Origin of the sequence: Vibrio sp. THAF64 (assembly GCF_009363455.1) — a bacterium.
Lineage (GTDB): Bacteria > Pseudomonadota > Gammaproteobacteria > Enterobacterales > Vibrionaceae > Vibrio > Vibrio coralliilyticus.
The window spans coordinates 3,011,612-3,034,564 of sequence record NZ_CP045355.1; the positions used below are offsets into that span (position 1 = coordinate 3,011,612).

Consider the following 22,953-nt stretch of genomic DNA (forward strand, 5'->3'; position numbering starts at 1 on the left):
GTTTCTATTAACAGAGGCGGCTAAAAAGGCCGCCTCTCAATCATCTCAATTCAATTAAAGAACCAGACGACGGATGTCTGATAGCGCACCGTTTAGGAAGGTAATGAAGCGCGCACCTTCAGCACCATCGATCACACGGTGGTCGTATGATAGAGATAGTGGAAGCTGTAGGCGAGGTTCGAACTCTTTACCGTTCCATACAGGTTTCATTTCAGACTTAGACACGCCAAGGATGCCGACTTCTGGTGCGTTTACGATTGGCGTGAACGCAGTACCGCCGATGCCACCTAGGCTTGAGATAGTGAAACAGCCACCTTGCATGTCAGCCGCAGTTAGCTTACCTGCACGTGCTTTCTTAGAAACAGCCATTAGCTCTTCAGATAGCTCGTAGATGCCTTTCTTGTTGACGTCTTTAAAGACAGGAACAACCAGACCGTTTGGCGTATCTACTGCGATACCGATGTTCACGTATTTCTTCAGAATGATGCTTTCGCCATCTTCAGACAGAGAAGAGTTGAACGCTGGGAACGCTTCAAGCGCTTTAGCAGCCGCTTTCATAATGAACACAAGTGGTGTGATCTTCATTCCAGTGTCTTTCTTCGCTTCGATAGCGTTCTGCTCTTTACGGAACGCTTCTAGCTCAGTGATATCAGCGTTGTCCCACTGTGTAACGTGAGGAATCATCACCCAGTTACGGTGTAGGTTTGCACCTGAGATCTTCTTGATCTTAGAAAGCTTCTGAACTTCAGTTTCACCAAACTTGCTGAAGTCAACTTTCGGCCAAGGCAGTAGACCAAGCGCTGCGCCGTCGCCTTTACCAGATGCTGCTGCACCTGCGCCAGACTCAAGACGCTTAAGTGCGTCTTTCACGTAGGCTTGAACGTCTTCTTTCAGGATACGACTCTTACGGCCAGAACCTTTAACTTTAGACAGGTTAACGCCAAACTCACGCGCTAGACGGCGAACAACTGGAGACGCGTGTGCGTACTCGTTGTTCTCTTGGAAATCGCCAGTCGTTGCTGGAGCTGCTGCCGCTGGAGCTTCTGCTTTAGGAGCTGCTGCAGGTGCCGCCGCTTGAGCTGGAGCCGCTGCAGGAACAGGGGCTGCACCCGCCACTTCGAAGACCATGATTAGAGAGCCAGTAGACACTTTGTCGCCAGCTGCAATCTTGATTTCTTTAACCGTGCCCGCAAATGGTGCTGGTACTTCCATTGAAGCTTTGTCGCCTTCAACAGTGATTAGAGATTGCTCTTCTTCCACTGTATCGCCAACTGCAACCATGATTTCAGTCACTTCAACTTCGTCGCCACCGATATCTGGAACGTTCACTTCTTTCGCTGCAGACGCCGCTGGAGCCGCTGCTACTGGAGTTTCTGCTGCAACAGGGGCCGCTGGAGCACCAGAGCCTGCTACTTCGAATACCATGATTAATGAGCCAGTCGTTACTTTATCGCCTGCAGCGACTTTGATCTCTTTTAGAGTACCAGCGAATGGTGCAGGTACTTCCATAGAAGCTTTGTCGCCTTCAACTGTTAGAAGAGATTGCTCTTCTTCGATGCTGTCGCCAACTGCAACCATGATTTCAGTGACTTCAACTTCATCGCCGCCGATATCTGGTACGTGAACTTCTTTCAGTTCACTTGCAACTGAAGGGGCCGCAGCTGCTGGAGCTGGAGCCGCTGCTGGTGCAGCCTCTGCCGTAGCAGGTGCAGCGTCAGCTGCACCCTCGGCTTCGAAAATCATGATTAGAGAACCAGTAGAAACTGAGTCGCCTTCAGCAACTTTGATTTCTTTAACGATACCCGCTTGAGATGCAGGAACTTCCATAGAAGCTTTATCGCCTTCAACTGTGATCAGAGACTGCTCTTCTTCAACCTTGTCGCCAACGCTTACAAGAATTTCAGTAACTTCAACCTCATCCGCACCGATGTCTGGTACATTAATTTCGATTGCCATTTCTTATTTACCTTCTCAATTAAGCGTATAGCGGGTTAGTTTTTTCAGTGTCGATGTCGAATTTAGCAATCGCTTCAACGACTACTGACTTCTCAACATCACCACGCTTAGCCAGTTCACTTAGCGCAGCTACAACAACGTAACCTGCGTTCACTTCGAAGTGACGACGTAGGTTCTCGCGGCTGTCTGAACGACCAAAGCCATCAGTACCAAGTACTTTGTAAGACTCAGAAGGCATGAACGCACGAACTTGTTCTGCGTAGTTCTTCATGTAGTCAGTCGCTGCGATTGCTGGCTCGCTGCCCATCACTTCTGCGATGTAAGGCACTTTTGCGTCAGCTTCTGGGTGTAGCATGTTGTCACGCTCTACCGCTTGGCCGTCGCGAGTCAGTTCGTTGAATGACGTTACAGAGAACACGTCAGACGCGATGCCGTACTCTTCACTTAGGATAGTCGCTGCTTTACGTACTTCGTTCATGATAGTACCAGAGCCCATTAGCTGAACTTTAGACTTGTCACCTGCGTAAGACTCAAGCTTGTAGATACCCTTACGGATGCCTTCTTCAGCGCCTTCTGGCATTGCTGGCATTGCATAGTTTTCGTTCATTACCGTTAGGTAGTAGAACACGTTCTCTTGGTTCTCACCGTACATGCGACGAATACCGTCTTGCATGATTACCGCAACTTCGTACGCGAATGTTGGGTCGTAAGAGATACAGTTAGGAACTGTGTTCGCCATGATGTGTGAGTGACCGTCTTCGTGCTGTAGACCTTCACCGTTTAGCGTTGTACGACCAGCAGTAGCACCTAGTAGGAAACCACGAGCTTGTTGGTCACCCGCCATCCATGCCATATCGCCGACACGTTGGAAACCAAACATTGAGTAGTAGATGTAGAATGGGATCATTGGCAGATCGTTTGTGCTGTAAGAAGTAGCAGCAGCAACCCAAGATGCCATAGAGCCTAGCTCGTTGATACCTTCTTGTAGTACCTGACCAGATGTTGCTTCTTTGTAGTAAGAAACAATGCCTTTATCTTCTGGTGTGTATTCCTGACCGTGCGGGTTGTAGATACCGATCTGACGAAATAGACCTTCCATACCGAACGTACGTGCTTCGTCACAGATGATAGGAACGATGTTCTTACCAATGTTCTTGTTCTTAAGCAGGATGTTAAGAGTACGAACGTAAGCCATAGTTGTTGAGATATCACGCTTCTGCTCGCTTAGTAGCGGCGCGAACTCTTCTAGCTCAGGCACTTTGAATTCTTGAGTAAAGTTAGGCAGACGCTGTGGCGTGTAACCTTTTAGCTCTTTACGACGAGCGTGTAGGTATTCATACTCCGCAGTACCTTCTTCAAGTTTCAGGTACGGAAGTTCTTTAACCGCTTCGTCAGTTAGGATGTCTTGAAGACCTAGACGATCACGTAGGTGTAATACGTGAGTCATGTCCATCTTCTTAACTTGGTGCGCGATGTTCTTACCTTCAGCCGCTTCACCCATACCGTAACCTTTAACAGTCTTAGCTAGGATTACTGTTGGACGACCTTTAGTCTCTGCCGCGTTTTTGTATGCTGCGTACAGTTTAGAAGACTCGTGACCACCACGCTTAAGTGCGAAGATTTCGTCGTCTGTCATGTCTGCAACTAGTGCAGCTGTCTCTGGGTATTTACCAAAGAAGTGCTCACGTACGTATGCGCCATCTTTAGATTTAAATGTTTGGTAGTCACCATCTACAGTTTCGTTCATTAGCTGTAGAAGCTTGCCAGACGTATCTTTAGCAAGTAGTGCATCCCAGTTGCTACCCCAGATAACTTTAACAACGTTCCAGCCAGCACCTTTGAATAGGCCTTCTAGCTCTTGGATGATGCTACCGTTACCCATTACAGGGCCGTCTAGACGCTGTAGGTTACAGTTAACTAGGAAACATAGGTTGTCTAGCTTTTCACGCGCTGCGAAAGACAGTGAACCACGTGATTCTGGCTCATCCATCTCACCGTCACCTAGGAACGCGTATACGCGTTGAGCTGTCGTATCTTTCAGACCACGACCGTCAAGGTACTTGAGGAAACGCGCTTGGTAGATCGCAGAGATTGGGCCTAGACCCATAGATACCGTTGGGAACTGCCAGAACTCAGGCATCAGTTTAGGGTGCGGGTATGATGGAATACCTTTACCGTCTACTTCTTGACGGAAGTTATCTAGCTGCTCTTCAGTTAGACGGCCTTCAACGAATGCACGAGAGTAGATACCTGGTGAAATATGACCTTGGTAGTACACTAGATCGCCACCGTCCGTCTCGTTTGGAGCGCGGAAGAAGTGGTTGAAACATACTTCGTAGAATGCAGCAGAAGACTGGAAAGACGCCATGTGGCCGCCTAGCTCTAGGTCTTTCTTAGATGCACGTAGAACGATCATGATTGCGTTCCAGCGGATGATGGAACGAATACGGCGCTCAAGTGTTGTGTCACCTGGGTAAGCTGGTTCTTGATCTGCAGGAATCGTGTTGATGTAGTTGGTTGTGATTCCAGTTGGCATGTCAACACCGTCTAGACGTGCTTTGTCCAGAACTTGCTCTAGTAGGAACTGAGCACGCTCTACACCTTCTTCACGTACAACTGACTCAAGGGCTTGTAGCCATTCTTGAGTTTCCAGTGCGTCTACGTCATGCTTCATATCAGACATGGCGATCTATCCTTCTGTTGGTTGGATCTACTTATTTAAGTAACGCTCTTTACGAGTCGTTACCCTGCTGAATTCGACGCAAAGATCGCTCACGGCGAGACTCTTCACGACTCAAATCCAACAATGTTTCTTCAATATAAGCTAAGTGTGAGTGCGACATTTCACGCGCCTTTTCTGGCTGACCAGAAACGATCGCATCAACGATATTAGCTCGGTGTTTACTTACTTTTTCTACCACTTCATCGCGGCGATGTAAGAGCTTAAGATTCTGAAGGACGTTTTGCTCCAGCAAAGGGGCCAAACTACGAACGATATGAAGCAGGACAACGTTGTGCGCTGCTTCAGTCAAAGCGATCAAAAACTGCATGACTGCAGCCGCTTCCGCTTCGACGTTTTTCTTCGTTTGCTCTTCGCTGATGTTTTTCAGGCAAGCCTGAATACGGGCAAAGTCCTCATCGGTGCCACGAACTGCTGCAAAATAAGCAGAGATACCTTCCATCGCATGGCGCGTTTCCAGTAAATCCAGCTGTGTTTCCGAATGGCTAGACAATAAATTTAGCAGAGGATCTGAAAAACTCGTCCAGATATTCTCGCTAACAAATGTGCCACCACCCTGGCGACGAGTAAGAAGACGTTTAGCTTCGAGGCGTTGAATTGCTTCACGGATTGAAGGACGAGACACATCAAACTGCTTTGCCAGTTCGCGCTCTGGTGGCAACTGCTGCCCCGGAGACAATGTTCCTTCCACAATCAGCCGTTCTAACTCTTGTTCAATTACATCAGAGAGTTTTGGCTGACGAATCCTTTGATAAGCCATAGTTGTTGTTCTTCTACTCTTTGCAGTCAATTGGTATTACCAATTTTAAGTTGGCGACGAAATTAACATAATTAAAACGCAAGTTCCAGTCAAAAATTGACCCACATCATAGAACAAGCCATGCGTCAACACTTTGATAACATTAGCTGATTAAAACAGCAATCAAATTGGTCTGACCAATTACAAAATATAAACAGATGGGAATAAATCGTGCTAGCAATCACACTTTAATTGGTCAGTTTTAAAAAAATATGAACGGAATATGTCGTGAAAAGATGGGAAGTTGCGGGATGCGGGATGCGGGATGCGGGATTATTCTATCCCCTCAGTGAAAAGTGCCGTCAACCACTTACGATAAACCTACGGCACCTTACTCTAAAAGGACAAAGCACTGTATTCCCTTCAAATTAGAATGCATTAGGGCGCAATTCGTTCTCAACTCCCATTCGGTAAGACGAACCTGTTCCCGCTTCCAGCAACAAAGCGCTCCCGTTATTCACGGAGCGCTGCGCAGGCCTTTATTTCGCTTCGATATGGTCAATCATCAATTGTAACGACTGATTACCTCGAAACTCGTTGATATCAAGCTTGTAAGCCAAACGTACGGTTTTCACTGACGCATCTGGCCAGCGACGCAGATCGACATTAAAAGCAATCCCATCAATCATGATGTTGGTCGGGTGACCTTTATGTAAAGGTTCCAGCATCAGCTTAAGGTGTTTATCTCCCACCAGCTTCTGATGCAGTACTTTAAACTCACCATCAAACAAGGGTTCTGGAAACGCTTGCCCCCATGGTCCACCAGCACGAAGCATCTCTGCGATGTGCATTGAAAACTCTTCTGGCTTCAATTCACCGTCAGACAAAATCACACCTTTGAGTGCGGCGTCGTCCAACTCTTGTTTCACAGCCTCATCAAACAACTGAGCAAATCGTTCGAAGTCTTTTTCCATGATCGTCAGGCCTGCAGCCATGGCGTGACCACCAAACTTGAGGATCAGGCCGGGATTTTGAGTATCAATACGATCGAGAGTGTCACGCATATGCAGGCCTGGAATCGAACGGCATGAGCCCTTAATGCTCCCTTCTCCACCATCCGCGAAGGCAATCACAGGACGATGAAACTTCTCTTTGATTCGAGATGCTAAAATGCCAATCACACCTTGGTGCCAGTCACGCTGAAAAAGCACCAGTCCATGAGGCATATCCTTGTCACCAAACTGAAGACGCTCACAAAAAGCCATCGCTTCCTGCTTCATGCCTTCTTCAATTTCTTTACGCGTTTGATTCAGACCATCCAGCTCACTCGCCATACGACGTGCAGCATGGATGTTGTTAGCCATCAAAAGCTCAACGCCAAACGACATATCATCCAAACGGCCAGCGGCGTTGATACGCGGACCTAGAGCAAAACCGAAATCGGCAGCGACTAGTCGACGCGCATCTCGCTTTGCGACTTCAATCAATGCTTGAATACCAGGTCGTGCTTTGCCGGCACGAATACGCTGAAGGCCTTGGTGAACCAGAATGCGATTGTTTTCATCTAGTGGCACAACGTCAGCAACAGTACCCAAAGCAACCAAATCAATCAGCTCCATCAGTTTAGGCTCTGCCATGCCCTGCTCGGCAAACCATCCCTGCTTTCTCATATGAACGCACAACGCCATCATTAGATAAAACGCTACTCCCACGCCAGCCAACGCTTTCGAAGGAAAAGCACACTCTTCGAGATTTGGGTTGACCATCGCATCGACGTTAGGTAATTCATGTCCCGGCAGGTGGTGGTCAGTAACTAATACTTTAAGCCCTTGCTCTTTGGCGTAACGCACGCCATCAATCGAAGAGACGCCGTTATCGACCGTCATAATCACTTCAGCGCCAATCTCAATCGCCTGATCAACGACTTCTGGGCTAAGGCCATAACCATCTTCAAAACGATTCGGCACCAAATAATCGACGTTATTGGAACCTAGCATTCGTAATGCAATCACCGATAAGGCCGAACTGGTTGCCCCATCGGCGTCGAAATCTCCGACAACGATAATGCGTTTATTACCCTGAATAGCTTCAAATAGCAGCTCGACTGCGGCGTCAATACCGTGCAGTTTTTGATAAGAGTGCAATGCCCGCGCCGTCGTTTCTAACTGCTGGGCACTGGTGATACCGCGTGAGATATAAATGCGCTTAAGAAGTGGAGCAATGTCGGTGGAAAGCAGACTGAGATCAACCTCAGGCCGGCGTTGGATTTCGATCATAGATTGGATTGAGCCTTGTTCTTGGGCAGGACGCCTGATTAGCGAACAAGTTAACAGATGAGAATCTTATATCAACCTAATTCATGACATAGGATTCTCATCACAAGCTCGCTTGTCAGGCGCTCAAAACGTAACTCTGAAGATTGAGTTACGATTTTTGTGTTTGTTGCAGGCGTTGCAGCATCTGCTCTGGTGGTAAGTAGCCACCAACCATTTCACCGTTTGGTAGGAAAATCGCTGGCGTACCGCTGATACCTAACTCACGTCCAAGCGCATAATGCTCTTTGATGATTTCCTGATACTTGGCGAAGTCTTTGCTCTTCTCAGGGAATTCACGTTTTACCTTACCATTATGCATGGCAGCTTGAGGATCATCTGAACCCCAAATCGTTGCCATTTGATCCGCAACAGACCCCGTTGCGCCCTGACGTGGGTATGCCATGTAACGAATAGTAATACCCAAGTCGTTGTAGTCTTTCATTTGGCTATGAAGACGTACACAGTAACCACAAGTAATATCCGTGAAGACAGTGATAACGTATTTCTCGTCTTTGGCCTTAAACTCGATCATGCTGTCTTTGAAGGTTTCAATTTTAGCCGCATTGATCGGTGCCTGACGTTTCGCCAGTACATCTTCATACTGACCATTGCCATCAAGCTTATAAAGTGTACCCGCTAAAAAGTACTCACCGTCTGGCGAAGCGAAAAGAATTCCGCCACTAGTCTGCACTTCGACTAAGCCATCGATCTCTGCAGGAACAACTTGTTTCACTTCTAGTCCTAGCTTGCCAAAACGCTCTTCAAGCTGAGCTTTATCAAATTTTACTTCCGCTGCAGATACTGCCTGTGCTGCCACAAGCAGTGGTAACGTAAGTAGAGTCATTCGGCGTAGTACGCTCATTCAATTCACCTTATTTTTAATATGATAAGAGATAATCCCTTATGCTCTTGGATGATGTTCACTGTGTAGCTGTTTTAGCCGTTCTGTCGCTACATGAGTATAAATTTGTGTCGTCGACAAGTCGCTGTGCCCGAGTAACATCTGCACTACGCGCAGGTCGGCGCCGTAGTTGAGCAAGTGCGTCGCAAAAGCATGGCGCAATACGTGAGGCGATAACATTTCGGTATCGATACCAGCCAAAACCGCATAGTGCTTAATACGGTACCAGAATGTCTGTCGAGTCATCTGGCGTGCTCGTTTACTCGGAAAGACGACATCAGATGTAGTTTCCCCAAGTAACTCAGACCTGCCTTGTTGGATAAAAGTTTCAATCCAATCGACTGCATTTTCACCCATTGGTACCAAACGCTCTTTACCGCCCTTACCTGTAACACGAACAACGCCCTGACGAAGGCTGACGTTTTCCATCGTCAAGCTGACCAATTCGGTCACACGCAAGCCTGTCGCATAGAGTAATTCCAACATGGCTTTATCACGCAGTTCCATCGCATCGTTTGGATCCGGCGCATTCAGTAGTGCTTCAACCTGCTCTTCGCTCAGGTCTTTGGGTAGCCTCTTAGGTAACTTAGGGCTGACCAATAAAGCACTAGGATCATCCGCTCGCACTTTTTCTCGATGCAGATACTGAAATAAGCGACGAATTGCAGACAGCATACGGGCTCGTGAGGTCTGCTTGTATCCCTGATCCATTAACCAACTTTGGTAGTCCTGTAAACCAGACAGGCTAATAAAATCGAGCCTGTAGTTATTTTCAGTCATCCACTGGAGTAGTTTGGATAGATCATTGCGATAAGATGCCAGCGTATTTTCCGACAACCCTCGCTCCAACCACATCGCATCCAGAAACTGCTCCACCATCCCCTGATCGGGCGACATCACTTCTGACACAGTAATCCTCAACTTTATGATATGCGCTCAATGTAAGTGCCACGCAGCAATAAAGCCATAAAAATTGCCATTCGATATGGATATTCGCTGCAAAGCTCGCCATTTTGTGTTTAGAATTCGCTATTGATTCAAAATAATGAAAAAGAAAGTGATGAAAATTGGTCTGTTTTACGGTTCTACGACTTGCTACACAGAAATGGCAGCGGAGAAAATGCGTGCCATCATAGGTGAAGAACTGGTGGATATCCGCAATGTCAAAGAAACGCCTCTGGCAGAGATGGCTGATTATGACTTTCTGATTTTAGGCATTTCAACTTGGGATTTCGGCGAAATTCAAGAAGACTGGAATGAGATATGGGATCAAATCGATGGCGTATCACTAAATGGCAAGACCGTCGCATTGTTCGGCTTAGGCGATCAAGAAGGCTATGGCGAATGGTATCTGGATGCAATGGGCATGTTGCACGACGAACTGAAGAAGACAGGCGCTAACCTGATTGGTTACTGGCCAAACGATGAAAGCTACGAGTTTGAAGCATCAAAGGCACTGACGGAAGATGGCAGCCAATTTGTCGGCCTCGCTCTAGACGAAGATTCTCAGTATGAGTTAAGCGACGAGCGCATTGCGACTTGGATTGAACAAGTCTTAGTGGAATATCAGGAAACGCTATAAAAGCGGGATGCGGGAACGGGCTTCGCTCTTCAGATAAGTGGATAAACTAAACTTGCCCACTTTGATTGAGGGCTCACTCCAGTTTTCCTGCAGCTCGTTCCCGAAGGACGAAGTTCGTTGTTATTGCTAAGAACGTAGCGCGTTTCGATACCTCACCCAATCAAACACCAAACCCGGATCAGTTTTGCGCAATGGGGCAATATATTGATGACCTGTGATTCTGGGTAAGGTGATTTTAGGGTACTGACGTTGTATCGATTGGGTCAGTTCACTGAGGGCTTGATATTGCTCATCGGTATACGCGATGTAATCACAACCTTCCAATTCAATACCAATTGAGTAGTCGTTGCACTTTTCTCGCCCCGCAAAACTTGATACCCCCGCATGCCACGCTCTTGCTGTAAACGGCACAAACTGCACCACTTCACCATTACGCCTTATCAGACAATGCGCAGAGACGCCCATCTGATGAATAACCTTAAAAAACGGATGCTCTTCAGCGTTCAGTTGCCCCGTAAAAAACTGCTCAATGTAAGGCCCGCCGAATTGGCCTGGCGGCAAGCTGATGTTATGTACCACCAGCAAGGAGATATCCGTTACATCGGTTCGTTGATCAAAAAAGGGAGACGGAACATGTCTGGCACCTTGATACCAACCGCTTTCATCAATCATGTTTGTCTCCTTTTGCTTACCAAGCTCTTGATTTTAGACTTTCAATGGTGAAATACCAGAATAATGGCTGAATTTCCCTCGCAGTCATCGTATCATGCGCACCTTATGTTCAACTGCCTATTAGATTTGCAATGAAAGAAACCCACAATAGCCAAGAACGTCTTGAATATTTGAAGCAGCATTTACCTCTGGAAATCTCTCGCTCCGTTACCGAAACCATAAAAGAAGATCTCGGTGGTACTTTAGATCCAGCCGCTGATATCACCGCAAGTCTAATCCCCGCTGATGCTCACAACGAAGCCACCATCATTACCCGTGAACACGGCGTATTTTGTGGTCAAGCATGGGCTGATGAGGTGTTCAAGCAACTGGGTGGGGAAGTAAAGATTGAATGGCACGTGCAAGATGGCGATACAGTTGAACCCGATCAGGTACTTTGTCACCTTTCTGGTCCTTCACGCGCGTTACTAACCGGCGAACGTAATGCGATGAACTTTATCCAAACCCTATCAGGTTGTGCCACTATTACTGCAGAGTATGCAAAGCATCTCGAAGGCACAGACTGTCGACTGCTGGATACCCGTAAAACCATCCCAGGCCTACGTAGCGCACTAAAGTACGCCGTTGCGTGTGGCGGTGGTTTCAATCACCGTATCGGTGTTTTCGATGCCTATCTAATTAAAGAAAATCACATTATTGCCAACGGCGGCATTGCTCAAACGATTAAGAACGCTAAGCAGTTGAATCCGGGCAAACCCGTTGAAGTTGAAACAGAAAGCTTAGAAGAACTGACTGAGGCCATTAAGGCCGGTGCTGACATCATCATGCTTGATAACTTCACTACCGACATGATGCGTGAAGCGGTAAGAATCAATGCTGGTCGCGCTGCGCTAGAAAACTCAGGTAATGTCACTCTAGAAACCCTGCGTGAATACGCTGAAACGGGGGTCGACTACATTTCTGTTGGCGCTCTCACCAAGCACGTCAAAGCCATGGACTTGTCGATGCGCTTTAAATAGTCCAATGAATTAGAGAAAAAGGGAGGCGATGCCTCTCTTTTTTCGTTTTGAAAGCCGTCCCTCTCCCAAGCATAAAGTGTCTCAGATCGACTTCACGTGAAACTCGCATGTGAAATACTGACTAATCACCACTTACCTACTCGACTCCCCACTTCACCAAAGTATTCTCAATCTTTCTCTAACAATTACTCTTCAGCGACTCAAATCGAACAGCGTTGGAGAGCAACATGACTTTATCCAGAGTCAATACATCAAGAGGATTTACCCTGATAGAGCTAATGATCGTTGTAGCGATCATCGGCATATTGTCTGCTTTTGCCGTACCAGCCTACCAAAACTACACCATGCGTGCCCATGCAAGCGATATGCTAAGTGCCACTTCTTCAATGAAGACCGCTGTGGGGATATGCTTGTCAAATAATGCTTCAGCCGCTAGCTGCACTTCGGGCAGTAACGGCATACCCTCTCAGCAAAACTTCAACGGTTTCTACGTTTCAGCTCAGGCAAGCGGAGCTATTAGCATCATCAAAGCCGCATTGTCTGGAGCGAAAGGATCACTGCCGAGTAACGCCAGCGTAAGTCTGACTCCTGATGCTTCCAACAACGGGCTATCATGGACTGTCAGCTGTAGCGGTACAGACAGCCAAAACTGGTGCCCGAGTCACTAGCCATGAGTGAACTGCCCTTCTTGCTAAAAAAAGCCTATAAAATTAGTGAAGAACAAGCCCTGCAAGCAATATCAGCTACAGAAACCCGACAAATTGAGGCGTATTCTGCTCTGCTAGAGATTAGTGACCTGACATCCAAACAGCTGACAGCAGCTATCAGTGAGCTCTATGCTCTCCCCATCGTGTCGTTAGATGACTTCGATTATCGAACTTGTTGCGAGCAGCTCGGCATTGGCGACTTAATTCGCAGCCACACGGCACTGCCACTAGAAGTAGAGCGACAACATCTTACTCTAGCGCTCGCTGATCCTTCCATTTCCGAGATAGAACAAGAATTTCGTTTTGCAACTGGCCTAGCAATCAAACTCGTATTGGCCGAGTTACCGACTTTAGCCCGTGCGATAAACAACCTATATGGAGCTCAAAGCGCCAGTGACTCTTTAGGCTACAAAGAGGTTAGCGTCCTAGACCTTGAACAATTAGTCGAAGCTGAAGAACATGAATTAATAGACAGTGAGGATCTCAATCACGATAGCTCGCCAATCAGTCGCTATATCCAGCAGATACTGCTGGATGCCGTACGTAAGCAAGCTTCTGATATCCATTTTGAACCTCATGAATCATGGTTTCGCGTCCGGTTTCGTTGTGATGGCTTGCTTGTTGAAGTGCAGCGACCTCCTCAGCACCTATGCCAAAGGTTAACCGCCAGACTAAAAATCCTCGCTAAGCTGGACATCGCCGAGCGCAGACTCCCGCAAGATGGTCGTATCACTCTCAATGTGACTCAAACTGATTCTATCGACATACGTGTATCGACTCTGCCTACCATATGGGGTGAAAAAATTGTCCTTAGATTGCTCGACAACAGAATGACCAGCTTTGACTTAAGCAGCCTTGGCTACAATCACATTCAAAGCGAAAGCTATCGTCAGGCACTAACCAAGCCTCAGGGACTAATTCTAATCACTGGCCCCACGGGAAGCGGTAAGACTCTGTCTTTATACAGTGGACTTAACATCATCAATCAGAATGAGATCAACATCGCGACGGCAGAGGACCCCGTAGAGATTCACCTAACAGGAATCAATCAGGTGCAAATTCAACCTCAAATCGGCTTTGATTTCGCTCAGGCACTCAGAGCCTTTCTACGTCAGGATCCCGATGTGGTTATGGTGGGTGAAATTCGCGATCGAGAAACTGCCGAGATAGCCACCAAAGCGGCTCAAACAGGCCATTTAGTCCTTTCAACACTCCATACCAACTCAGCAGCAGAAGCTATTCTTCGCCTCCAGAATATGGGAATAGAAGCTTTCAACCTTGCTGCTTCTCTTAGCCTCATCATTGCTCAGCGTTTGATCAGGTGCCTATGCCCTCAATGCAAGCGCCCTACAAAAGTCCAGACAGGTCAATATGAGGCTTCTTCTGAAGGTTGTCAGGACTGCAACCAAGGCTACTCAGGACGAACTGGTATTTATGAAGTACTCACAGTGACACCTGAAATTGCGCAAGCTATTAACGACGACGCCACAGCTCACCAGATTGAGGACTTAGCGATACAACAAGGCATGCAAACATTACCGCACTCGGGCTTAGAAAAATTGGCCCAAGGTATCACTAGTCAGGCAGAACTGCAGCGAATGCTGTTCTAGTAATCTACATGAAAGTCAAATTGAGACTGTACAAATGGCAAGGTATCAACACATCAGGTGCTCGGGTTAGAGGGAAAATGTTGGCAATGTGTGAAGCGCAGGTGATTAACCAACTTAATGAGCGCAACGTTCAAGTACGTCTCATTCATCATCGTTCTCCTTCCAGCTATCAGCGAATGAAGCACCGCATAAAAGCCAGTGACATCACCCGATTCACTCGTCAATGGTCAACTATGCTAATGTCCGGCTTGAACATTACTACATCGCTTAAACTGATTGCGAAAAACACTCATTGCGCTGAAATGAAATCCGTCCTGTGGCTTATTCAGCAACAACTCCAATCTGGTCAATCTGTTTCACAGTCGCTCAAGCAATCATCTCGATATTTTGATTGTCTTTACTTAGATATTGTTCGAGTGGGAGAACAGACAGGTCGCCTTTCCGAATCCCTGGAACGGATTGCGAGCTATCGAGAAAAGTCAGAGCAGCTCAAGGCCAAAGTCCTGCGTGCCGCTATATACCCCAGCATAGTGGTCATGACGGCTTTAATTGTCGCATTCTTAATGCTCACCCAAGTTATTCCTGAATTTGAGAGCATGTTTGGCGGATACGGGGCACAGCTGCCTTGGTTCACTCAGCAAGTGCTGGCTTTATCTCAGACAACGCAACATCACAGCATCCATCTCACGACAGGCATTCTTCTCGCAGCCCTGAGCATTACGCTTGGTTATCGCTGTTCGAGTCGCTTTCGCTTTTGGCTTGATGAAATCAAAACCCACTTACCGATTGTTGGCAATGTGCTAGTGAAAGCTTCATTAGCTCGCTTCAGTCATACGCTTGCTATTAGCCTGAACTCTGGATTACCCATCATTTCAAGCTTAAATATCGCGGCACGTACCACTGATAACCGTCACTATCAGCGAATCATCGAACAAGTCACACAGCAGGTAAGCACTGGAGTTGCATTGAATGCGGCAATGCGTAGGTCAGGCAATATTCCCGAGCTTCTATTGCAAATGATCATGATAGGGGAAGAATCCGGTCAACTTGACAAGATGCTCAACCAAATCGCCAATCAATATGAAGCAGAGGTTGAGTCTGTCATCGAGAATCTGGGCAAAGCTATCGAGCCCATGCTCATCCTGCTACTTGGCGGGTTGGTGGGAAGTTTGGTGATCGCTATGTATCTGCCTATCTTTAACTTAATGAACATTATGGGATAGTATATCCGCCATAACTCAAATACGACGTGCACAACCAGCTGAATCATTTATGGATCTGTTTAACTATTACCCGTGGTTGTTTCCCACACTTGCCACTATTTTTGGCCTGATCATTGGCAGTTTTCTCAACGTAGTAATCCACCGTTTACCACAAATGATGGAGCGAGAGTGGCGACACGAGTGTGCTGAAAGCTTCCCAGAATACGGTATCGCTCCTCCACACGGTACCTATAACCTCAGTATTCCTCGCTCCACCTGCCCAAGCTGTAAAACGCAAATCCGTAATCTCGACAATATCCCAGTTATTAGCTGGCTACTTTTGCGTGGTAAATGTCGTGCCTGTCAGGCCAAAATTAGCCCTCGCTATCCGTTGGTTGAGTTGCTGTCAGGTGCAATGAGCTTTGCTATTGCTTATCAGTTTGAACTGAGCGCTTTTGCCATCGCCCTGCTATTTTTTACCTTCGTCCTGATTGCGGCAACATTCATTGATTTTGATACCATGCTGCTGCCAGACCAGCTTACCTTTCCGCTAATTTGGTCAGGTATTGCTCTTGCCTTATTAGACTTCAGCCCGGTTTCCCTGCAAGATTCTGTTATTGGGGCTATGGCGGGTTATTTATGTTTATGGTCTGTCTACTGGGGCTTCAAGTTACTCACTGGTAAAGAAGGCATGGGCTATGGAGATTTCAAACTTCTTGCCGCACTAGGCGCTTGGTTAGGTTGGCAGTACTTGCCTGTTATCGTGTTACTTTCCTCATTAGTAGGCCTAGTCTTTGGCATTATTCAACTGCGACTACAAAAGCAAGGTATAGATAAAGCTTTTCCATTCGGCCCTTATCTCGCTATTGCGGGATGGGTCAGTGCCATGTGGGGAGAGAACATCATAAATTGGTACTTCACACAAATCTTGGGGATCTGATATGCCTTTTGTTGTCGGATTGACTGGCGGCATTGCCAGTGGAAAAACCACCGTAGCCAACCTTTTTCAAAGCCAATTTGGCATTGAGATTGTTGACGCTGATGTCGTGGCTAGGGAAGTGGTTGAACCCGGAAGTGAAGGCTTAAAAGCCATTGAGGAGCGTTGGGGATCAGGTATCTTATTACATGACGGAACATTAAACCGAGCTAAGCTTAGAGAAGTCATCTTTGCTAATGAAGAGGAAAAAGCTTGGATCAATGGATTGCTTCACCCCATGATTCGCGAAAAAATGCTGGCTGATATCGCTAAGGTTACATCACCCTACGGTTTGTTGGTGATTCCGTTAATGGTCGAAAACAACCTGCAAAGCTTGGCAGATAGAGTCTTGGTAGTTGATGTAGACAAACAAACCCAAATGCGGAGAACAGTGGAAAGAGACGGTGTTCCACTGGAGCAAGTGGAGTCAATCTTAGCTGCGCAAGCTAGTCGTACACAACGGCTGGCGATCGCAGATGATGTGATTAAAAATAATGCAACAAACCAAGAACTTTTGCCTCAAATCACAGAATTACATCAAAAGTACCTAGAAATATGTAGGGAAAATCGGTGAGAATAAAGGAAGAAGAATCTAAGGCCGCATGTAATGACAACGCACTTTTTTGAACATCCATTAAATGAGAAAACTCGCATATATCTGCGCGTTGAAGCTTTGCTGAATCAGTTAAGTGTTTCTTCTCAATTTAGTGATGACATGCAGCACTTGTTGTTCTTTCGTTCCTTGTTTGATCTATTAGAAATCTTCGAACAAATACAGTTAAAAAGTGAACTGGCTAAAGACATTGAAAAACAGCGCTTAACCTATCGCTCATGGCTTGATGTCGAAGGAGTCGATCAGGACATGCTAAGTAACATCCTGGCTGAAGTCGATAATGTGCACAGCAAGTTGATGGCGGCAGAACGTTTTGGTCAAAGCCTGAAAGAAGATCGTTTTCTCAGTGCTATACGCCAAAGGTTCAACTTACCCGGCGGATCATGCTGCTTTGACCTACCAGCTCTGCACCATTGGCTGCACTTACCTGTAGAGCAGAAAACCAGAGACACTAACCTCTGGTTGGATACACTTCAGCCCCTGACAGACGCTCTCAAACTTTGGTTGCGCCTAACTCGTGAAACAGGCCACTTCCAACCACAAGAAGCCGCAGCTGGTTTCTACCAAAGTGATGCAGAGGATGCCAATATTCTACGCCTCGAAATTCCAATGCAATACGGTGTGTTCCCTATGATTTCCGGCCATAAAAACCGTTTTGCGATTAAATTTATCAACTTTGCTTCAGGACAAGCTTCCGTTGATAACATTCAATTCCGTCTGGCAGTATGTAGCTAACTGAGATAGCGCTATACTCGACCAGAGTTCAACATTTTCAGAGATAATCCCATGTCCAAAATTACCATCGTACCTTGCCCAAAATGCGGTACAGAAGTCGAGTGGGGAGAACAAAGCCCTTACCGTCCATTCTGCAGTAAACAATGCCAAATGATCGACTTTGGTGAATGGGCCGATGAAGAGAACAGTATTCCAGGCGCACCGGATATGTCAGATTCTGATGGATGGTCTGAGGAGCAATATTAACTGAGGCGTGTCATTTACTCAGGCATAGAGGGCTGGTGTGAGAACATCAGCTCTTTTATTATCTAACCGTAACGCTCAGGTTGTTTTATAAAGCTACTTTTGTTTTAGCTAAGGACGTAGATATTTTCCTTTCTAACCTAGAAAGAGCGATTGAGTTTGGCAGTACATGAGCACCAATAACAAGGGTAGATAGGAAGTTATATACAACGAATAAAAAAGCGGAGGCCTAAGGCCTCCGCTAATACTATGAGAACGCTAGTTATAGCATTACTTCTTAGCAAGCTTCTCTTTAATACGAGCTGACTTACCAGAACGCTCACGTAGGTAGTACAGTTTGGCACGACGTACTGCACCGCGGCGTTTAACTTCAATGCTATCAACCATTGGAGAGTGAGTTTGGAACGTACGCTCTACACCTTCACCGTTAGAAATCTTACGTACAGTGAATGCAGAATGTAGACCACGGTTACGAACACCGATTACAACGCCTTCAAAGGCCTGTAGACGCTCACGGTCACCTTCTTTTACCTTAACTTGAACAACAACTGTGTCACCAGGTGCAAAGTTAGGTAGGTCTTTTTTCATTTGCTCTTCTTCAAGAGCCTTGATGATGTTACTCATTTTCAATATTCCTAGAATAAACTGATACTAAATTTAATAGGTTACTTCGCGTTATGTTCTTTAATGAACTCAGCGAGTAATAATTCCTGTTCGTCAGTCAGAGCTAGGTTTTCCAGGAGCTCTGGTCTTCTTATCCAGGTACGGCCTAACGACTGCTTGAGTCGCCAGCGACGAATGTCCTTATGGTTACCGGATTTCAGTACTGTAGGTACCTCTTCTCCATCTAACACTTCCGGACGCGTATAGTGCGGACAGTCCAATAAACCATTGGCAAAAGAATCTTCTTCTGCTGACGCAAAATCTCCCAGTACTCCCGGTATAAACCGAGATACCGAGTCGATTAGCGTCATGGCTGGAATCTCTCCACCCGTCATCACGAAATCTCCGATTGACCATTCTTCGTCAACCTCAGATTGGATGATACGCTCATCTACCCCTTCGTAGCGGCCGCAAATCAGAAGTAAATTCTCATTTGTTGCCAGCTCTTCCACCCCTTGCTGATCGAGTTTACGACCTTGAGGTGATAGGTAAATAACTTTCGTCTTACCCGGTGAGGCTTGTTTAGCGGTATGGATAGCGTCACGCAAAGGCTGAACCATCATAAGCATACCTGGGCCACCACCGTAAGGTCTGTCATCGACAGTTCGATGCTTGTCGTGAGTGAAATCACGAGGATTCCAAGTCTCAATCGACAAGAGACCTTTCTTAACCGCTTGACCTGTTACCCCAAAATCAGTAACAGAACGGAACATTTCAGGAAATAGGCTAATTACGCCAACCCACATGTTTATCTCGCTCTGGTAATTTGGAGTTTAGAATCCAGGATCCCAGTCAACTTCGATCCGTTGAGCTTCACGATCAATCAACTTGATCACTTGCTCTTCAAGGAACGGAATTAATCGTTCCTTTTGCCCAAAAGCATCTTTCAAATTTGCTTTAACCACCAAAACATCGTTGGAACCCGTTTCAAGCATGTCAGAGACAGTGCCTAAGTCATAACCTTTATCAGTTACAACCTGCATTCCAATCAAATCACGCCAGTAGAACTCATCTTCTGGCAATTCTGGCAGTACCGCAGGGTCAATTGCGATTTCAAAGTTAGTCAGTAATTGCGCTTCTTCACGCACGTCCAGACCTTCCAGCTTTACCACCAAACCTTTGTTATGGCGCTTCCAGCTTTCTACTTTTCGCTCAACCCACTCACCTTTCTGGTTAATAAACCAAGGTGCGTAATCAAATATGCTTTCGGTATTGTCTGTGTAGGAAAAAACTTTAAGCCAACCACGAATGCCGTAAGTAGCACCAAACTTACCTACAACAATTTTCTCGCTGCTCATTGTTTCTTTACCTTTCATCGACATAAGCTAATTACTACTTCTTAAATTAAGAATTAAGCCGCTTTTTGAGCGTCTTTAACTAGCTTAGCTACGCGGTCAGATAGAGATGCGCCTTGACCAACCCAGTGGTTAACGCGGTCTAGGTCTAGACGTAGACCTTCTTCTTGACCTTTAGCAGTTGGGTTGAAGAAACCAACTTTCTCAATGAAACGGCCAGTTGCAGCGTTGCGGCTGTCCGCTACTACGATTTGATAAAATGGACGCTTCTTAGCGCCGTGACGTGCCAAACGAATGGTTACCATGTCGTCCTCTTTGCTTTCTCAAAAATAAAATTAACCCCAGGAACCGCTTAATGAAAAACAGTTTGGGGTCTCGTGCCAAAATAAAGCTCCGGAATTTTACTCTTATTCCGGAGCAATGCAAGGTCTTTAGCTACTTTTTCACCAACATAAAACGAAACTTAAGTTTGTGACCGAGCTAACACCTTGAAATTTTTATTGCGGATGCGAATTAGCGACCAAATGGGTTAAAACCGCCACCACCACCCATGCCGCCCATACCACCCATCATGCCTTGCATGTTGCGCATCATGCCTTTCATGCCACCCTTCTGCATTTTCTTCATCATTTTTTGCATCTGAGTGAACTGTTTTAATAGGCGGTTGACGTCTTGAACCTGAGTACCAGAGCCCGCAGCAATACGCTTCTTACGTGATCCCTTGATCAATTCAGGACGCTGGCGCTCTTTCATGGTCATAGAGTTGATGATGGCTTCCATTTGCTTAAACATCTTATCGTCAACTTTGTCTTTGACGTTATCTGGTAAGTTGTTCATGCCCGGTAGCTTATCCATCATGCCCATCATGCCGCCCATGTTCTGCATCTGACCAAGTTGTTCACGGAAGTCTTCAAGGTCGAAGCCTTTCTTCTCTTTAAACTTCTTAGCCAGCTTCTCTGCTTTCTCAGTATCAACATTACGTTGTAGGTCTTCGATAAGCGACAGTACGTCACCCATACCAAGAATACGTGAAGCAACACGATCAGGGTGGAATGGTTCTAGTGCATCGGTTTTCTCACCGACACCCAAGAATTTAATTGGTTTACCTGTGATATGACGAACCGAAAGTGCCGCACCACCACGCGCATCACCATCGACCTTGGTTAGAATCACACCCGTCAGTGGTAACGCATCGCCAAACGCTTTCGCTGTGTTTGCGGCATCCTGACCAGTCATTGCATCGACAACAAACAGAGTTTCAACAGGATCAATTGCAGAGTGAAGCTCTTGGATCTCCCCCATCATCTGCTCATCGATCGCTAGGCGACCTGCAGTATCGACAAGAAGAACGTCATAGAATTTCTTCTTCGCATGGTCTATCGCGGCATTAGCAATATCAATCGGCTTTTGATCAGGCGAAGATGGGAAGAAATCGACACCAATGTCTGAAGCCAGCGTTTCTAGCTGTTTGATCGCCGCTGGGCGATAAACGTCCGCAGAAACAACCAAGACTTTCTTCTTGTCTCTCTCTTTTAACAACTTAGAAAGCTTACCAACCGAGGTGGTTTTACCTGCACCTTGCAAACCTGCCATTAGGATCACAGCTGGCGGCTGTGCAGCAAGGTTTAGAGCCTCATTGGACTCACCCATCACGGCTTCAAGTTCAGATTGAACAATCTTAATGAACTCTTGGCCAGGGGTTAGAGACTTAGAAACCTCTACGCCCACGGCGCCTTCTTTTACGCGTTTGACAAAATCACGTACAACCGGAAGAGCGACGTCGGCTTCAAGCAGCGCCATGCGCACTTCACGCAAAGTGTCTTTTATATTGTCTTCGGTCAAACGACCTTTACCGCTGATATTCTTCAGCGTTTTGGATAATCGATCCGTTAAATTCTCAAACATCTTAGTCTCTTTACCTGAGCGACTCACAGTGTAGTCGCCCTAAAATGGCGACAAATTACTGTGAGTATACCTTAGCCAGTCCTTGCTTTGCACTGCCGTGATAACATTTGATCTCTCCCGTGACACAAATCAGGGAGATAAGTCATAGCCCAAGCTGTTGATGCAAGGTATAATTTATTAAAAATCCACCAGATCTTAGAAAAGAATGGACAACTTAATCGCCGTTGCTGCTGCAATACTCTATTTCTTAGCAATAGCAACCATAGTACCGGGGCTTGTACATCAAACAGGGATCCGAGCCAAAACTGTCTTGATCAGTGCTTTCTTAGCGCTCGCTTTTCATGCCTGGTTATTAAGTGATTTGATTATTGAAGGATCAGGGCAGAATTTGAGTATCCTCAATGTCGCTTCCTTGATCAGTTTTATTATTTCTCTGGTTTTAAGTCTGGCGATGCTGAGAACACGCCTATGGTTTCTTTTGCCCGTAGTATATAGCTTTGCAGCAATAAACTTATCTGCAGCCGCTTTCTTACCCAGTACGTTTATTACTCATTTAGAGCAAGATCCAAAACTGCTGATCCACATTTCTCTGGCGCTTTTCTCATACTCAACGCTCACCATTGGTGCTCTTTATGCTCTGCAACTAGCTTGGTTAGATCACAAACTAAAAACCAAAAAAGCCTTAGTGATTAACCCGAACCTACCACCATTGCTGATGGTCGAGCGACAGCTCTTTAAGATCATCTTGGTTGGTAACCTGCTGCTAACCGGCACCCTGCTCACTGGCTTTATTTTTGTGCAAGATATGTTTGCTCAAGGAAAAGCGCACAAAGGCATCTTGTCCTTTATTGCTTGGGTGGTCTACTCCATTCTGCTCTGGGGTCACTATCAGAAAGGATGGCGGGGTCGAAAAGTGACTTGGTTTGCCGTTGCCGGAGCGACTTTGCTGACACTGGCTTATTTTGGCAGCCGCTTTGTTCGCGAGATCATTCTTAACTAATTGATATTCAAAGGTGCATAGACTGCACCTTTCTTTTACAATACTTCGCCCGATACCTGAGATTGACTTAGCGCTTTTGT

Annotated in this window: 22 protein-coding genes; 10 read left to right on the top strand and 12 right to left on the bottom strand. The window is 46.3% G+C overall.

Going from position 1 to position 22,953, the window contains the following annotated elements; translation table 11 throughout:
* Window positions 1-54: 54 nt before the first annotated feature.
* The 6 genes from aceF to xerD all read right to left on the bottom strand — a co-directional run bounded on the left by aceF (window position 55) and on the right by xerD (window position 9,548).
* On the bottom strand, window positions 55-1,956 hold the full coding sequence (gene aceF, locus FIU99_RS13910; RefSeq protein WP_006958124.1) for a pyruvate dehydrogenase complex dihydrolipoyllysine-residue acetyltransferase: 1,902 nt from the start codon (window positions 1,954-1,956) through the stop codon (window positions 55-57).
* Window positions 1,957-1,975: 19 nt separating this feature from the next.
* Entirely contained in the window at window positions 1,976-4,639 is a 2,664-nt protein-coding gene (aceE, locus tag FIU99_RS13915) for a pyruvate dehydrogenase (acetyl-transferring), homodimeric type (RefSeq protein ID WP_006958125.1), read from the bottom strand.
* 49 nt (window positions 4,640-4,688) lie between these two features.
* On the bottom strand, window positions 4,689-5,456 hold the full coding sequence (gene pdhR / locus FIU99_RS13920; RefSeq protein WP_006958126.1) for a pyruvate dehydrogenase complex transcriptional repressor PdhR: 768 nt from the start codon (window positions 5,454-5,456) through the stop codon (window positions 4,689-4,691).
* A gap of 518 nt (window positions 5,457-5,974) precedes the next feature.
* A complete protein-coding gene (gene recJ / locus FIU99_RS13925) occupies window positions 5,975-7,711 on the bottom strand; it encodes a single-stranded-DNA-specific exonuclease RecJ (RefSeq protein WP_006958127.1) in 1,737 nt (578 codons plus the stop codon).
* Window positions 7,712-7,859: 148 nt separating this feature from the next.
* The gene (locus FIU99_RS13930) at window positions 7,860-8,612 is read right to left on the bottom strand and encodes a thioredoxin fold domain-containing protein (protein WP_006958128.1); all 753 of its coding nucleotides are present in this window, start codon (window positions 8,610-8,612) and stop codon (window positions 7,860-7,862) included.
* A gap of 39 nt (window positions 8,613-8,651) precedes the next feature.
* Entirely contained in the window at window positions 8,652-9,548 is an 897-nt protein-coding gene (gene xerD / locus FIU99_RS13935; protein WP_031343348.1) for a site-specific tyrosine recombinase XerD, read from the bottom strand.
* A gap of 163 nt (window positions 9,549-9,711) precedes the next feature.
* On the opposite strand from xerD, the gene fldB reads away from it, so the two are divergent.
* Window positions 9,712-10,233: a flavodoxin FldB gene (fldB, locus tag FIU99_RS13940; protein ID WP_038163561.1), complete on the top strand. Its 522-nt coding sequence runs from the start codon at window positions 9,712-9,714 to the stop codon at window positions 10,231-10,233.
* Between the two features lie 126 nt (window positions 10,234-10,359).
* On the opposite strand, the gene ampD is transcribed toward fldB, so the two are convergent.
* Window positions 10,360-10,905 (bottom strand): 1,6-anhydro-N-acetylmuramyl-L-alanine amidase AmpD, encoded by a 546-nt coding sequence (ampD, locus tag FIU99_RS13945; RefSeq protein WP_006958131.1) that lies wholly within the window; start codon window positions 10,903-10,905, stop codon window positions 10,360-10,362.
* Window positions 10,906-11,036: 131 nt separating this feature from the next.
* Between ampD and nadC the strand changes: the two genes are divergently transcribed.
* The 8 genes from nadC to yacG all read left to right on the top strand — a co-directional run bounded on the left by nadC (window position 11,037) and on the right by yacG (window position 18,013).
* Window positions 11,037-11,924: a carboxylating nicotinate-nucleotide diphosphorylase gene (gene nadC / locus FIU99_RS13950; RefSeq protein WP_006958132.1), complete on the top strand. Its 888-nt coding sequence runs from the start codon at window positions 11,037-11,039 to the stop codon at window positions 11,922-11,924.
* Window positions 11,925-12,151: 227 nt separating this feature from the next.
* Entirely contained in the window at window positions 12,152-12,592 is a 441-nt protein-coding gene (locus FIU99_RS13955) for a prepilin-type N-terminal cleavage/methylation domain-containing protein (protein WP_031343346.1), read from the top strand.
* A 2-nt stretch (window positions 12,593-12,594) separates the two neighbouring features.
* Window positions 12,595-14,241, top strand: a complete 1,647-nt coding sequence (gene pilB, locus FIU99_RS13960) for a type IV-A pilus assembly ATPase PilB (RefSeq protein ID WP_006958137.1) — start codon at window positions 12,595-12,597, stop codon at window positions 14,239-14,241.
* A gap of 8 nt (window positions 14,242-14,249) precedes the next feature.
* A complete protein-coding gene (locus FIU99_RS13965) occupies window positions 14,250-15,464 on the top strand; it encodes a type II secretion system F family protein (protein ID WP_039951277.1) in 1,215 nt (404 codons plus the stop codon).
* 49 nt (window positions 15,465-15,513) lie between these two features.
* The gene (locus FIU99_RS13970) at window positions 15,514-16,383 is read left to right on the top strand and encodes an A24 family peptidase (RefSeq protein WP_006958139.1); all 870 of its coding nucleotides are present in this window, start codon (window positions 15,514-15,516) and stop codon (window positions 16,381-16,383) included.
* Window position 16,384: 1 nt separating this feature from the next.
* On the top strand, window positions 16,385-16,993 hold the full coding sequence (coaE, locus tag FIU99_RS13975; protein ID WP_006958140.1) for a dephospho-CoA kinase: 609 nt from the start codon (window positions 16,385-16,387) through the stop codon (window positions 16,991-16,993).
* 33 nt (window positions 16,994-17,026) lie between these two features.
* Window positions 17,027-17,767, top strand: a complete 741-nt coding sequence (gene zapD, locus FIU99_RS13980) for a cell division protein ZapD (protein WP_006958141.1) — start codon at window positions 17,027-17,029, stop codon at window positions 17,765-17,767.
* Window positions 17,768-17,818: 51 nt separating this feature from the next.
* The gene (gene yacG / locus FIU99_RS13985; protein WP_006958142.1) at window positions 17,819-18,013 is read left to right on the top strand and encodes a DNA gyrase inhibitor YacG; all 195 of its coding nucleotides are present in this window, start codon (window positions 17,819-17,821) and stop codon (window positions 18,011-18,013) included.
* A gap of 267 nt (window positions 18,014-18,280) precedes the next feature.
* On the opposite strand, the gene rplS is transcribed toward yacG, so the two are convergent.
* From rplS to ffh, 5 genes are all read right to left on the bottom strand, one after another.
* A complete protein-coding gene (gene rplS, locus FIU99_RS13990) occupies window positions 18,281-18,634 on the bottom strand; it encodes a 50S ribosomal protein L19 (RefSeq protein WP_006958143.1) in 354 nt (117 codons plus the stop codon).
* Window positions 18,635-18,675: 41 nt separating this feature from the next.
* On the bottom strand, window positions 18,676-19,419 hold the full coding sequence (gene trmD / locus FIU99_RS13995; RefSeq protein WP_006958144.1) for a tRNA (guanosine(37)-N1)-methyltransferase TrmD: 744 nt from the start codon (window positions 19,417-19,419) through the stop codon (window positions 18,676-18,678).
* Window positions 19,420-19,446: 27 nt separating this feature from the next.
* Window positions 19,447-19,995, bottom strand: a complete 549-nt coding sequence (gene rimM, locus FIU99_RS14000) for a ribosome maturation factor RimM (protein ID WP_006958145.1) — start codon at window positions 19,993-19,995, stop codon at window positions 19,447-19,449.
* Between the two features lie 29 nt (window positions 19,996-20,024).
* Window positions 20,025-20,273 (bottom strand): 30S ribosomal protein S16, encoded by a 249-nt coding sequence (gene rpsP / locus FIU99_RS14005; RefSeq protein ID WP_005438039.1) that lies wholly within the window; start codon window positions 20,271-20,273, stop codon window positions 20,025-20,027.
* Between the two features lie 208 nt (window positions 20,274-20,481).
* Window positions 20,482-21,873 (bottom strand): signal recognition particle protein, encoded by a 1,392-nt coding sequence (gene ffh / locus FIU99_RS14010; RefSeq protein WP_006958146.1) that lies wholly within the window; start codon window positions 21,871-21,873, stop codon window positions 20,482-20,484.
* Window positions 21,874-22,078: 205 nt separating this feature from the next.
* Between ffh and FIU99_RS14015 the strand changes: the two genes are divergently transcribed.
* The gene (locus FIU99_RS14015) at window positions 22,079-22,873 is read left to right on the top strand and encodes an inner membrane protein YpjD (RefSeq protein WP_038164050.1); all 795 of its coding nucleotides are present in this window, start codon (window positions 22,079-22,081) and stop codon (window positions 22,871-22,873) included.
* Window positions 22,874-22,953 lie beyond the last annotated feature (80 nt).

Coding starts and splice junctions, on each gene's coding strand:
- zapD (WP_006958141.1), top strand. CDS start 17,027: ATGACAACGCACTTTTTTGAACATCCATTAAATGAGAAAACTCGCATA.
- recJ (WP_006958127.1), bottom strand. CDS start 7,711: ATGATCGAAATCCAACGCCGGCCTGAGGTTGATCTCAGTCTGCTTTCC.
- pdhR (WP_006958126.1), bottom strand. CDS start 5,456: ATGGCTTATCAAAGGATTCGTCAGCCAAAACTCTCTGATGTAATTGAA.
- FIU99_RS14015 (WP_038164050.1), top strand. CDS start 22,079: ATGGACAACTTAATCGCCGTTGCTGCTGCAATACTCTATTTCTTAGCA.
- FIU99_RS13930 (WP_006958128.1), bottom strand. CDS start 8,612: ATGAGCGTACTACGCCGAATGACTCTACTTACGTTACCACTGCTTGTG.
- rplS (WP_006958143.1), bottom strand. CDS start 18,634: ATGAGTAACATCATCAAGGCTCTTGAAGAAGAGCAAATGAAAAAAGAC.
- fldB (WP_038163561.1), top strand. CDS start 9,712: ATGAAAATTGGTCTGTTTTACGGTTCTACGACTTGCTACACAGAAATG.
- trmD (WP_006958144.1), bottom strand. CDS start 19,419: ATGTGGGTTGGCGTAATTAGCCTATTTCCTGAAATGTTCCGTTCTGTT.
- FIU99_RS13955 (WP_031343346.1), top strand. CDS start 12,152: ATGACTTTATCCAGAGTCAATACATCAAGAGGATTTACCCTGATAGAG.
- ffh (WP_006958146.1), bottom strand. CDS start 21,873: ATGTTTGAGAATTTAACGGATCGATTATCCAAAACGCTGAAGAATATC.
- coaE (WP_006958140.1), top strand. CDS start 16,385: ATGCCTTTTGTTGTCGGATTGACTGGCGGCATTGCCAGTGGAAAAACC.
- pilB (WP_006958137.1), top strand. CDS start 12,595: ATGAGTGAACTGCCCTTCTTGCTAAAAAAAGCCTATAAAATTAGTGAA.
- ampD (WP_006958131.1), bottom strand. CDS start 10,905: ATGATTGATGAAAGCGGTTGGTATCAAGGTGCCAGACATGTTCCGTCT.
- FIU99_RS13970 (WP_006958139.1), top strand. CDS start 15,514: ATGGATCTGTTTAACTATTACCCGTGGTTGTTTCCCACACTTGCCACT.
- FIU99_RS13965 (WP_039951277.1), top strand. CDS start 14,250: ATGAAAGTCAAATTGAGACTGTACAAATGGCAAGGTATCAACACATCA.
- aceF (WP_006958124.1), bottom strand. CDS start 1,956: ATGGCAATCGAAATTAATGTACCAGACATCGGTGCGGATGAGGTTGAA.
- xerD (WP_031343348.1), bottom strand. CDS start 9,548: ATGTCGCCCGATCAGGGGATGGTGGAGCAGTTTCTGGATGCGATGTGG.
- rpsP (WP_005438039.1), bottom strand. CDS start 20,273: ATGGTAACCATTCGTTTGGCACGTCACGGCGCTAAGAAGCGTCCATTT.
- aceE (WP_006958125.1), bottom strand. CDS start 4,639: ATGTCTGATATGAAGCATGACGTAGACGCACTGGAAACTCAAGAATGG.
- yacG (WP_006958142.1), top strand. CDS start 17,819: ATGTCCAAAATTACCATCGTACCTTGCCCAAAATGCGGTACAGAAGTC.
- nadC (WP_006958132.1), top strand. CDS start 11,037: ATGAAAGAAACCCACAATAGCCAAGAACGTCTTGAATATTTGAAGCAG.
- rimM (WP_006958145.1), bottom strand. CDS start 19,995: ATGTCGATGAAAGGTAAAGAAACAATGAGCAGCGAGAAAATTGTTGTA.